9 protein-coding genes are annotated in these 11,935 nt (G+C 60.2%); 7 read left to right on the top strand and 2 right to left on the bottom strand.

Annotated elements, in window-relative coordinates; all coding sequences use genetic code 11:
• Positions 1-10: 10 nt before the first annotated feature.
• Positions 11-1,267, bottom strand: a complete 1,257-nt coding sequence (locus EA797_RS19295) for an ATP-binding protein (protein ID WP_122168213.1) — start codon at positions 1,265-1,267, stop codon at positions 11-13.
• 149 nt (positions 1,268-1,416) lie between these two features.
• On the opposite strand from EA797_RS19295, the gene EA797_RS19290 reads away from it, so the two are divergent.
• From EA797_RS19290 to EA797_RS19265, 6 genes are all read left to right on the top strand, one after another.
• Positions 1,417-2,109 (top strand): SIMPL domain-containing protein, encoded by a 693-nt coding sequence (locus EA797_RS19290; RefSeq protein WP_122168211.1) that lies wholly within the window; start codon positions 1,417-1,419, stop codon positions 2,107-2,109.
• Positions 2,110-2,313: 204 nt separating this feature from the next.
• Complete coding sequence (locus EA797_RS19285; RefSeq protein ID WP_122168209.1) at positions 2,314-4,542, top strand: TonB-dependent receptor domain-containing protein; 2,229 nt, start codon at positions 2,314-2,316, stop codon at positions 4,540-4,542.
• Between the two features lie 155 nt (positions 4,543-4,697).
• Entirely contained in the window at positions 4,698-5,291 is a 594-nt protein-coding gene (locus EA797_RS19280) for a PepSY-associated TM helix domain-containing protein (protein ID WP_122168207.1), read from the top strand.
• A gap of 9 nt (positions 5,292-5,300) precedes the next feature.
• A complete protein-coding gene (locus EA797_RS19275) occupies positions 5,301-5,810 on the top strand; it encodes a DUF2271 domain-containing protein (RefSeq protein ID WP_122168205.1) in 510 nt (169 codons plus the stop codon).
• A gap of 26 nt (positions 5,811-5,836) precedes the next feature.
• Positions 5,837-6,709, top strand: coding sequence for a DUF4198 domain-containing protein (locus EA797_RS19270; protein ID WP_122168203.1), 873 nt, complete (start codon positions 5,837-5,839; stop codon positions 6,707-6,709).
• A gap of 110 nt (positions 6,710-6,819) precedes the next feature.
• Positions 6,820-8,376 carry a sulfite reductase subunit alpha gene (locus tag EA797_RS19265; RefSeq protein ID WP_244214166.1) on the top strand — a complete coding sequence of 519 codons (1,557 nt, stop codon included), beginning with the start codon at positions 6,820-6,822 and terminating at the stop codon, positions 8,374-8,376.
• Positions 8,377-8,510: 134 nt separating this feature from the next.
• Here EA797_RS19265 and EA797_RS19260 read toward each other — a convergent pair whose 3' ends face one another.
• On the bottom strand, positions 8,511-9,674 hold the full coding sequence (locus EA797_RS19260) for a type III PLP-dependent enzyme (RefSeq protein WP_122168199.1): 1,164 nt from the start codon (positions 9,672-9,674) through the stop codon (positions 8,511-8,513).
• A gap of 621 nt (positions 9,675-10,295) precedes the next feature.
• Here EA797_RS19260 and EA797_RS19255 point away from each other — a divergent pair.
• Positions 10,296-11,879 (top strand): peptide chain release factor 3, encoded by a 1,584-nt coding sequence (locus EA797_RS19255; protein WP_122168197.1) that lies wholly within the window; start codon positions 10,296-10,298, stop codon positions 11,877-11,879.
• Positions 11,880-11,935: the final 56 nt, after the last annotated feature.

Raw genomic sequence — 11,935 nt, 5'->3', positions numbered from 1 at the left:
ATCACGTCGGTCAGGCCCGCACTGAGCCATGTGGCAGGCGTAATTCAGTCAGGGTGCCACCATCTTCGTGATTGTAAAGTTTCACGGTACCTCCGGCGCGCGTAACGCTCGCCTGGCTGAGAAAGAGGCCCAGTCCGAAACCCTTGCCCTTGGTCGTGATGAAGGGTCTGCCAATCTGCTCCGCAATGGCCAGTGGCACGCCGGCGCCGTGGTCTCGGATGGTCAGCTTGATCCACTGCGCGTCCCAGTCCAGGCGAATATCAAGATTGTCCGGGCTGGCATCGGTGGCGTTGTTGAGCAGGTTGAGCAATGACTGCCCCAGATCCGCCGGCGGCATCAAGCGCGGCGGAGTACCCTTGCCCAGGCATTGAAAACGGTAGGTCGCTTCGGGGTGCATCAGATGCCAACGCTGCAACACGGACTCGACCCATTCGCGGACGGTCTGCTCGACGATGGCCTGCCGGCGATCCGCTTCCGCGGCACGCACCAGCTGGCGAAGGCTGTCTTTGCAAAGCTGGACCTGCGACTGCAACAATGCCAGGTCTTCGCTGAGCTGCGGCGACGCCTTGTGATCCTGACGCAGCTCCTTGAGCAGCACACTCATGGTGGCGAGCGGCGTTCCCAATTCATGAGCGGCGCCTGCGGCCTGTGTGGCGACCGCCAACAGTTGCTGATCTCGCATGCTCTCCTCGCGACGCTGAGCCTGAAATTGCTCCTGACGCCGCAACTGCTCGGCCATGCGGGCCACGAAAAAGGTGATAAGCGCTGCAGCCAACGCAAAACTCAGCCACATCCCGTATACCAGAAGCGTCGTGCGATCGACCGGCGGTACGGTGACCGGGTCGTACCACACCAGCATCAGGGTATAGCCGACCAGCGCCAGGCCCGACAGCACCACGGAATACAACCACGGCAACGTCGCAGCCGCGATGGTTAGTGGCACCAGGTAATAGGACACGAATGGGTTGGTCGAGCCGCCCGAGTAATACAGCAGTGCGCTGTGGATCAGCAGATCGGCCGCCAGATGCACCGCATATTCAAGTTCCGTCACCGGCCAGGGCCCGCGCAGCCGCAATGCAGTACCCAGGCAGATAAAAGCCGAAACCACCAGGGTGACGGCAAGGTGAAACCACGGCAGGCCAAACATCTGCGTGGCGTAGGCCAACCCGACCGCACCGGCCTGAGCAGCCAGCACCAGAATGCGGATGAGGGTGAGGAGACGGAGGTTCTGACGGCTGGCAGAAAGCAGATGGACGGATGCTTGCATGGGGGCTCCAAAGGTGTCGCGAGTATAACCAAGGCGCCCGAATCACAGCCGATCTGCGTCAACGCGCCGCACGAAAAACTGCGCGGTAACATCCAAAAGGATAAAGTCTCTGCGCCGCACCGCTGGTGCAATCGAACTAAGGAGCTTTCATGTTCGTTTCCGTCCCCCGCAGCATTGCGCTGCTGGCTTGCATTGCCTGCCTTCCCGCTGTCGCTGACGAAGCTCGCTACAACCAGATTTCCCTACGTGCCGAGGCCACGAGCGAAGTGGCCCACGACCGTATGCATGTCACTTTGTATAGCGAAGCTCAGCAGAAGGATCCGGCGCAACTGGCCGCACAAACCACCGAAGCCATGAACAAGGCGCTTCAACGCGCTCGCCAGGTCAAAGGCGTAGTTGTCAGTCAAGGCAGCCGCAGCAGCTATCCGATCTATGAAGAAAAAGGGCAACAGATCAGCGGCTGGCGCGAGCGTGCCGAGCTGCGCCTGGAGAGCAGCGACTTTGCCGCGCTTTCCAAGCTCACCGGTGAACTGATGCAGGACCTTAAAATGGGCAGCATGCATTTCAGCGTTTCTGATGCGATCCGCAAGCAGAACGAAGACAGTTTGCTGAAGGATGCTGTTGCCGCTTTCCGTGCCCGCGCCCAGCTTGCTACCGAGGCGCTGGGAGGCTCCGATTACCGGATCGTGAACCTCAATCTTGGAAGCGGCGCGGGCTATCAGCCGGAGATGCGCAACTTCGCGATGAAGACCATGGACGCGATGCCAACACCCGATGTCGAGGCGGGCACGAGGCAGATCAGCATAAACGCCGAGGGTGTCATCGAAGTACAGATGCCCTGATGTTCAGCGGCCCGCAAAGGGCCGCTTCCCTTCAGTGACACCCAAACTTCCCACATTGCGAATTGCTTAGCAGCCTCGCATTTGCTTGAGCAAACAGGACCATCGACTGCTCATTGTTACATTTTGAAACATGGCTAAAGTATATCGATATTACGAATCACTATCATGCGCAGCGAAACGACATCTGAGGTCATGGAGACACGCATGCGCATACCCTTCACACGAACCGCTCTGGCTGGCGCTCTCATCGCTCTCAGCGCACCCCTGATGGCTGAAACAGACTCGGTAAACCTCGGCGACGTCGTCGTCAGCGCTTCGGGCTTCGAACAGAAAATCACCGACGCACCAGCGAGCATCAGCGTGATCAGCGCTGAGGAGCTTCAGCGCAAGCGCTACAGCAATCTGGCCCAGGCGCTGGAAGAGGTCGAAGGCATCGACGTGCGCCAAGGTACAGGCAAAACCGGCGGACTGAACATCAGCATCCGCGGGTTGCCCAGCGACTACACGCTGATCCTGATCGATGGCCGGCGGCAGAACAGTGCTGGCAACATCACCCCGAATGGTTTCAACGAAACCTCGACCAGCTTCATTCCGCCAATGTCCGCCATCGAACGAATCGAGGTCATTCGCGGGCCCATGTCGACGCTCTATGGATCGGACGCAATGGGTGGCGTGGTCAACATCATTACCAAAAAGGTCGCCGATCAATGGGGTCTTGCGGCCAGCATCGACAACACATTTCAGGAAAACAGCGATTACGGTCGAACGACCAGTACCAGCCTCTATGCCAGCGGTCCGCTGATCGATAACCTCTTGGGTCTTTCGCTGCGTGGCAGTTATTTCGACCGGGGCGAATCGGACCTGGCCTTCGATAACGATGCGCGAGTGAGTCGACGCGGCGCTTCGCCGGTCGAAGGTACCAACCGTGTCGTTGGAGGTCGACTGACCCTGACGCCCAACGATGCCCACGACATCTCCCTCGACATCGAGCAAGGCCGGCAAGCGTATAACAACGACGAATGCCAGCTTGGGAATCTGGACGGCTACACCAGCGGCGACGCCGCTACCGGGTGCATCACCGTGGCGCCCACCGTCGCCAACGGATACCGCGACGAGCTGCGCTTCGAGCGTGATCAGATCGCTCTCAGCCATACGGGCCGTTTTGATGCAGGCACCCTGACCAGCAGCGTGACGCACAACAAAACCGAAACCATTGGCCGGACCATCCCTGGCGTCCCCGGCCGGGCCTACACCGGATTTCCGTCGATTGTCGGAGGTTCGGATCGCACACTCGAGTCCACCGACCTGGTAGTCGACAGCAAATTCACAGCGCCCATTGGCGATTCGCACACGACGACCGTCGGCGGTCAGTGGTGGGATGCAGAGGTCAAAGATGGCATTTCCTCGCAGACGTTCCAGCAGAAATCCTGGGCCCTGTTCGCTGAAGACGAATGGCGCCTTCGCGATGACCTGGCGCTGACGCTGGGCGCACGGTACGAGGATCATGAAGCGTTTGGCGGGCATGTCAGCCCACGCGCCTACCTGGTATGGAACACCACCGATAACTGGACCGTGAAAGGCGGCGTCAGCCGGGGCTACAAAACACCGACGCTCAATCAGCTGCATGACGGGGTCAACGGTGTCACTGGGCAGGGACGCACCATCACCATCGGCAGCCCTGGTCTGGACCCCGAAATAACAACCAATTCCGAGGTGGGCTTCTATTACGACAACTTGGTGGGTTTCAACGCCAACGCCACCATTTTCCATAACAAGTTCGAAGACAAGATCGACAGCGGTACGCCAATCGCCAACTGTTTTGCGGCAGGTAATCCCAATCAGCCTGGCTGCGTCAGCTACGGTGCAGCCTTTACTCAGGCTGACTTCGCTCAGAGCATCAACATCGACGAAGCCGTGACCCAAGGCCTGGAGCTGGCTGGCAGCTGGGAGTTCGCTCCGGCCTGGACGCTGGCGATGAACTATACCTATACAGACAGCGAGCAGAAGAGTGGCGCCAACAAGGGCGCGCCGCTGACCAATACGCCAGAGCACATGGCCCACGCTCGGGTCAGCTGGGAAACCACGGACAGCCTGACGCTCTGGATGCGCGGCGAATACCGTGGCAAGCGGGCGCGCTTCACCGACCGCTACGAGAACCTGACAGCCGCCAACCAGGCGCTGTTGGACCAGGCAGGTGACTTGAAAGCCTATGAGGTATTCCACTTGGGCGGCTCGTTCCGCGCTACGGAAAACCTCACCCTCAACGCCACCATCTACAACCTCTTCGACAAGGACTTCACCAAAGGCAGCTACTACACGACCAGCACGGGGTCCGTAGGCTGGGCCTCGGATTACGTCCAGATTGCCCAGGCCACTTCAGGCACCCTGGAAGAGGGCCGCCGTCTCTGGCTGTCGGCCAATCTCAACTTCTAATTACTGGGTGTGCGACGAAGCCGGAGCCCGCTCCGGCTTCGTCGTATTTGGATGCTGCATACCTTCCCAGACGCGAATGTATGCTGTTTGTAAATCTTTAGCATATCGCCAGACACCACCCTAGAATCGGCCACCTAGCAAACCTAAGGACAATCATGCAGCTCTGGCTTGGCACGCTCCGTCAATGGCACTGGATCAGCTCGGCGCTATGCCTGGTCGGCATGTTGCTGTTTGCAGTCACGGGCTTCACCCTCAACCACGCCGCCCAGATCGAGTCGAGCCCCGTCGTTGTCGAGCGTCAGGCTGTACTGCCAGAGACTTTGCAGAACGCTCTACAAGCACAGACGCCTGATGCCGGCTTGCCCGCAGCATTACGTCAGTGGATTGAAATCGAACTGAACCTCGACCTGAGGGACCGCGACGCCGAGTGGTCCGGTGGCGAACTCTATATCCCCCTGCCCCGCCCCGGTGGCGACGCCTGGTTGAGTCTCGACCTCGCCAGCGGCGAGCTGCTGTACGAGTCCACCGACCGCGGTTGGGTTTCCTATCTGAACGACCTGCACAAGGGCCGAAACACCGGTGCGGCGTGGAGCTGGTTCATCGATATCTTCGCGGGAGCCTGCGTGGTGTTCAGCCTCACAGGGCTATTGCTGTTGCAGCGCCACGCCGCCGGCCGACCGACCACCTGGCCATTGGTAGGAGCTGGGCTGGTCATTCCCGTGCTGCTGGCGCTGCTGTTCATTCATTAAGGATCTGCAATGCGTAAAACCCTGCTGTTACCGCTCGTGCTGTCAAGCACCCCCCTCATGGCCGCGGAGCTACAAATTTCAGTCGAGATTCCCCGTCTGCAGGTCGCCGAATATCACCGGCCCTATGTCGCGCTCTGGCTGGAGAAAACCGACCAGAGTCACGTCGCGGACCTGGCCGTCTGGTATGACCTGAAGCTCAAGGACAAGGAAGGTGAGAAATGGCTCAAGGACCTGCGCCAATGGTGGCGGCGCAGCGGCCGGAGCCTTGAGCTGCCTGTGGATGGCGTCAGCTCTGCGACCCGTGCCGTGGGCACCCATAAGTTGACGTTCGACGATAGCAAGGCCCCGCTCGATGATTTGCCAGCTGGGGATTACCGGCTGGTCATAGAGGCAGCGCGTGAAGTTGGTGGTCGCGAGCTGCTGCGTGTCCCATTCAGCTGGCCCGCGACGAGCCAGCAGATCCATAAAGCCCAGGGTGAAAGCGAGCTGGGCGCCATTTCCCTCACCCTCACCCCCTGACTTCGAACCTGATCAAGGAAGCCGCGATGAAAACCGCAATGAAGTGGACCGCCCTGGCCCTCGCCGTATGCCTGCCTCTTTCGGCCCACGCCCACCGCGCCTGGATGTTGCCGTCCGCCACCGTGCTGTCCGGTGAAGACCCCTGGGTCACGGTTGATGCCGCTGTCTCCAACGACCTGTTCTACTTCGAGCACTTCCCGATGCGACTCAAGGGAATTGGCGAAGACAACACGCCCCCGGCCGGTCGTCCAGGCATGCCGCCTCGCCCGATCCCGGAACTGCAGGCGTTCGCACCCGATGGCTCCAAGGCCGAAGTCGAGAATGGGGCGTTGGGTCGCTACCGCAGCACCTTCGACCTGCACCTGACCCAGAAAGGCACTTACAAGCTGGCGGTCGCCAACGACGGCCTGTTCGCCAGCTGGAAGGAGAATGGCGAAACGCGGCGCTGGATGGGCACCAACGAGGATTTCGTCAAAGCCGTCCCGGCAAAGGCTGAAGACCTGAAAGTCAGCCAAAACAGCAACCGTATGGAAGTCTTCGTAACCTCCGGCAACCCCACCGAAGACGTTCTGAAAACAACTGGCACGGGTCTGGAGCTGGCTCCGGTCACCCACCCCAACGACCTGTTTGCCGGCGAAGCGGCCGAGTTCATATTCCTGCTTGATGGCAAGCCCGCGGCCGATGTCGAGATCAGCGTGATCCCTGGAGGCAATCGCTACCGCGATGATCTGGGCGAGATCACTGCGAAGACCGATGCCGAGGGCAAGGTAAGCATCACATGGCCGAATGCGGGCATGTACTGGCTGGAGGCCGAGATGAAGACGGATAAAGGCGTCAGCAAGCCCGCCACCGAACGCCGCGCCAGCTACAGCGCTACGCTGGAAGTTCTACCGCAGTAATTCCGGGCGCCGAAGCGACTGCGCGCTTCGGCGCCACTGCGTTGATGCGACCTTCACGCGATGCCGGCGCCCCTTTCGTCATTTCGCACCGATTCCAGGAGGCGGCTTTCTTGGTTCGCACCACCTCGCTCCTGCGCTATGTCCCGCTGGTCGCCTGCCTTTTGCTCGCCACCCTGCTGCTGTGGTGGCATCCGTCTCGCGTCGTATCGGCGGTTCTGGTGGCCGTTGCCTACCTCGCGGTATGCGGTCACTTTCTACGCCGATCACTCGCCCGTGCGCAACGAACGCCCGGCGCCGATGGCAACGCTCTGCTGATCGGCTATGCCAGCCAGGGCGACACGGCACGAACGCTTGCCGAGCGCAGCGCGCAGCAGCTGCGCGAAGCCGGCGTTGCGGTGGATATGCAGCCACTCAATGGGCTCGATTTCACAATACTGGGCCAACCAAGACGAGCGCTGTTCATTCTTAGCACCTATGGCGAAGGCGAAGCGCCAGACAATGCCGCTCGCTTCGAGCGGGCGTTGCTCAATACGCCGCTGGACCTGTCTTCGCTCGAATATGCCGTGCTCGCACTGGGTGACCAGCATTACCGACACTTCTGCGGCTTTGGCCGTCGGATCGATACGCGGTTGCGCTCGCTTGGTGCCCAGCCGCTGTTTGATCGGCTGGAAGCTGATCGCGCAGACCCAGGCACCTTGCGCCATTGGCAGCAGCAACTGGGGCACATCAGCGGACGCAGCGATTTCATCGACTGGCAACCTGCCGCTTATCAGCCTTGGAAGCTCGCTCGCCGTGCGTTGCTCAACCCGGGCAGCCAAGGCGCGCCGGTTTATCAGCTGGCCATGCTTCCGCCTGACACCGCGCAGCACTGGCAAGCCGGGGACATCGCCGAAGTCGGCCCACGAAACGCGCTGGTTGATGTGGAGCGGCTATTGAGGCGGCTCGGCTTCGACCCCTCACAACCAGTCGAGGGTGGTGAGTCTCTGGCCACCGCGCTTTTGAACCGACGGCTGCCGCAGGACGCGGATGGTGCTGACCTCGCCACGCTCCTGGCCCTACCCCGACTCCCGCACCGTGAATATTCCATTGCTTCGATCCCGGCGGAAGGCCATGTGGCGTTGATCGTGCGCGAAGCACGCCATCCGGATGGGCGTCTCGGTGTGGGTTCTGGGTGGCTTTGTCGACATGCTGCCATCGGCAGCACGATTGACCTGCGCATCCGCAGCAACCCGGGCTTCCATGGCTTGGACCTCACTCGCCCGATGATCCTGATCGGCAACGGCACCGGCATCGCCGGATTGCGCGCGCACTTACGCGAGCGTGCCGCAATGACAGCGTCGCGCAACTGGCTCCTGTACGGCGAGCGCAACGCCGCGCATGACCAATTGCTGCGCCAGGAGTTAGAGGCCTGGGCTCAGACCGGCCATCTGGAACGAATCGACCTGGCCTTTTCGCGTGATCAGCAGGCCAAGGTCTATGTTCAACATCTGCTCCGTGATGCAGCGGAGGACGTTCGCCGCTGGGTTACAGCAGGCGCATGCATTTACCTGTGTGGCAGCCTCGAAGGCATGGGCAGAGAAGTCCAGCAGATACTTGCGGGCGTGCTCGGTGAAGATCAACTGCAACAGCTCGAAGACGAGGGCCGCTACCGCCGTGATCTGTACTGACCGTGCAGAGGAGAGTTGGCCAGAGAAACGGGAGAACCTCACCGCAGGCAGGGCATAAAAAAAACCCGCCGGCGTGGCGGGTTTTTTGTTCAGCCTTTGACCACGATGCTCGTCATCTCGGCGCTGTTCAGTACTTAGATATAGAACGCCTTCAGCGGCGGGAAGCCGTTGAATTCCACCGCGCTGTAGCTGGTGGTGTAGGCGCCGGTGGAGAGCCAGTACATGCGATCACCAATAGCCAGGTTCAGCGGCAGGCCGTACTTGTAGTTCTCGTACATGATGTCGGCGCTGTCGCAGGTCGGACCGGCGATGACCACTTCTTCCATCTCGCCCTTCTTCTCGGTCCAGATCGGAAACTTGATGGCTTCGCCCATGGTTTCGATCAGCCCGGAGAACATGCCGACGTCGGTATAGACCCAGCGCTCCACTGCGGTACGTGACTTGCGCGCAACCAGCACCACTTCGCTGACAAGGATGCCCGAGTTGGCGATCAGCGAGCGGCCCGGTTCCAGAATGATTTCCGGCAGCTCATCGCCGAAGTCTTCCTTGAGGAAGCGGATGATTTCCTCAGCGTAGGTCTCAAGGCTGTTGGTACGGGTGATGTAGTTGGCCGGGAAGCCGCCACCCATATTGATCATCTTCAGCTCGATGCCGTCTTCTTCTTTCAGACGTTCGAAGATCACCTTCACCTTGGCAATCGCGGCATCCCATACGGAAATGTCGCGCTGCTGCGAACCAACGTGGAAGGAGATACCGTAAGGTTCCAGCTTCAACTGACGCGCCAGGATCAGCAGATCCATGGCCATGTCGGTCTGGCAGCCGAACTTGCGCGACAGTGGCCAATCGGCGGTGGTGGAGCCTTCAGTCAGGATACGTACATAGACCTTAGAACCCGGTGCGGCCTTGGCGATGTTGCGCAGGTCGGCTTCCGAGTCGGTGGCGAACATGCGCACACCCTTGTCGTAGAAGTAGCGGATATCCTTGGCTTTCTTGATGGTGTTGCCGTAGCTGATGCGCTCAGGACCGACACCGCGGGACATCACCTTGTCCAGCTCGTAGATCGAAGCGATATCGAAGCTCGAACCCTTGTCGCGCAGCAGATCAATGATTTCGACTGCCGGATTGGCCTTCACCGCGTAGTAAACCTTGGCGAATTCGAAACCAGCGCGCAGATCGTCATACGCCTTGTCGATGGTCGCGGTGTCGATGACCACAAAGGGTGTTTCTTGCTGGTCAGCGAAAGCCTTCATTTTCTGGAAGGTGGAACGAGAGTAGTAATCTTCGATCTTGATCGACATGCATGGCTCCAAATCGGGAAACGTAAAGTCGGATTGGGGACTAGCTTCTGCGCTGCTTCTGCGAAGCGCACAGACCTAACAAGAACGCCTGATCAGTTTCCCCACTTTGGTTCGCCTACTTCCCAAGGCATGTCGCCGAGTATCACGGCCAAGTCAACAGCACGGGTGCGGTGACCTGGTTAGTCCTAATCTCTCGTCGTCAGTACTTGAGCCGGATGGATCGTTGCCAGCATGGACGTTCGGGCGCGAACTTTAGAACCACAGCTGGTTGAGATCAATGAAAAATCCGCACTCAGTCCATATTTTGCCGCATGGGCGAACCTACCCTATTCAAACCGACCGACATGACGCGGGGATGTTCCTCGCACGAGACGCAAGGTAGCGCTCGAGGCTTGTAATTTCCTGCAGCTCTTAGAGCGATGCAGGTCCATATTCATGTGTGCCGGACCCTCAACTCTCGGCATGCGGGGCGGGGCGGAAGAATCCAAGAGGCATCGTTTATCTCGGCACACTTCGGCTGATGCTGCCCAAGCCGGCGAGGCGCCGATACGCCAAGCCAGCCATGTGGCTTTGCTTTATAATCGCCGGCTTTTTCCGACACGTTTTCATACCGGGACCGCCATGACCTCTCAGGCCGCCGAAGTCGCGAAGCGCCGCACCTTCGCCATCATTTCCCACCCCGACGCGGGCAAGACCACCATCACCGAAAAATTGCTGCTGATGGGCAAGGCCATTGCCGTGGCCGGGACGGTGAAGTCGCGTAAATCCGACCGTCACGCGACCTCCGACTGGATGGAAATGGAGAAGCAGCGCGGCATCTCCATCACCACCTCGGTGATGCAGTTCCCCTACCGCGAGCACATGATCAACCTGCTCGACACCCCCGGCCACGAAGACTTCTCGGAAGACACCTACCGCACGCTGACCGCGGTGGACTCTGCGCTGATGGTCCTCGATGGCGGTAAGGGCGTCGAGCCGCGCACCATTGCGCTGATGGACGTCTGCCGCCTGCGCGACACGCCCATCGTCAGCTTCATCAACAAGCTCGACCGCGACATCCGCGACCCCATCGAACTGCTTGACGAGATCGAGGCGGTGCTGAAGATCAAGGCCGCGCCCATTACCTGGCCGATCGGCTGCTACCGCGACTTCAAGGGCGTCTATCACCTGGCCGATGACTACATCATCGTCTACACCCCTGGCCACGGGCACGAGCGCACCGACGTCAAGATCATCGAGAAGCTCGATTCGGACGAGGCGCGCAAGCACATCGGCGACGAGTACGACCGCTTCGTCGAGCAGCTGGAGCTGGTGCAGGGAGCCTGCCACGAATTCGATCAGGACGAGTTCATCAAGGGCCAGCTGACCCCGGTGTTCTTCGGCACCGCGCTGGGCAACTTTGGTGTGGACCATGTGCTCGATGCCGTCGTCGACTGGGCGCCGCGTCCGCTGCCCCGCGCCGCCAACGAGCGCGTGGTCGAGCCTGTCGAAGACAAATTCACCGGTTTCGTCTTCAAGATCCAGGCGAACATGGACCCCAAGCACCGCGACCGCATCGCCTTCATGCGCATCTGCTCGGGCAAGTACGAAAAAGGCATGAAGCTGCGCCACGCGCGCATCGGCAAGGACATCCGTATCGCCGACGCCCTGACCTTCTTCTCCAGCGAGCGCGAGCAACTGGAGGAAGCCTGGGCCGGCGACATCATCGGTCTGCACAACCACGGCACCATCCAGATTGGCGACACCTTCACCGAAGGCGAAAACCTTGGCTTTACCGGCATCCCGCACTTCGCGCCGGAACTGTTCCGCCGCGTGCGCCTGAAGGACCCGCTGAAGTCCAAGCAACTGCGTCAGGGCCTGCAGGAACTGGCCGAGGAAGGCGCCACTCAGGTGTTCTTCCCCGAGCGCAACAACGACATCATCCTCGGCGCGGTCGGCGTGCTGCAGTTCGACGTCGTCGCCAGCCGGCTAAAGGAGGAATACAAGGTCGAGTGCGCGTACGAGGCGATCAACGTCTGGTCGGCGCGCTGGATCGAATGTGACAACGAGAAAAAGCTCAAGGAATTCACCGACAAAGCCTACGAAAACCTCGCTCTCGACGGCGGCGGGCACCTGACCTACCTGGCACCGACCCGGGTCAACCTGAGCCTGATGGAAGAGCGCTGGCCTGAAGTGAAGTTCAGGGCTACGCGGGAGCATCATTAACAGAGATGTTTTACCGGGGCGGTTTCGTCCAGCATCTCGAGGACTCCCGGCAGGCC

It is taken from the genome of Stutzerimonas zhaodongensis (assembly GCF_003696365.1).
Taxonomy (GTDB): Bacteria; Pseudomonadota; Gammaproteobacteria; order Pseudomonadales; family Pseudomonadaceae; genus Stutzerimonas; species Stutzerimonas zhaodongensis.
Note: the sequence above shows the minus strand (reverse complement) of the source record. Positions and strands in the feature narration are given on the sequence as shown.

What these genes read in the sequence shown, in the direction of transcription:
- EA797_RS19275 (WP_122168205.1), top strand. Translation starts at nt 5,301, where the DNA reads ATGCGTAAAACCCTGCTGTTACCGCTCGTGCTGTCAAGCACCCCCCTC.
- EA797_RS19280 (WP_122168207.1), top strand. Translation starts at nt 4,698, where the DNA reads ATGCAGCTCTGGCTTGGCACGCTCCGTCAATGGCACTGGATCAGCTCG.
- EA797_RS19285 (WP_122168209.1), top strand. Translation starts at nt 2,314, where the DNA reads ATGCGCATACCCTTCACACGAACCGCTCTGGCTGGCGCTCTCATCGCT.
- EA797_RS19255 (WP_122168197.1), top strand. Translation starts at nt 10,296, where the DNA reads ATGACCTCTCAGGCCGCCGAAGTCGCGAAGCGCCGCACCTTCGCCATC.
- EA797_RS19290 (WP_122168211.1), top strand. Translation starts at nt 1,417, where the DNA reads ATGTTCGTTTCCGTCCCCCGCAGCATTGCGCTGCTGGCTTGCATTGCC.
- EA797_RS19295 (WP_122168213.1), bottom strand. Translation starts at nt 1,267, where the DNA reads ATGCAAGCATCCGTCCATCTGCTTTCTGCCAGCCGTCAGAACCTCCGT.
- EA797_RS19270 (WP_122168203.1), top strand. Translation starts at nt 5,837, where the DNA reads ATGAAAACCGCAATGAAGTGGACCGCCCTGGCCCTCGCCGTATGCCTG.
- EA797_RS19260 (WP_122168199.1), bottom strand. Translation starts at nt 9,674, where the DNA reads ATGTCGATCAAGATCGAAGATTACTACTCTCGTTCCACCTTCCAGAAA.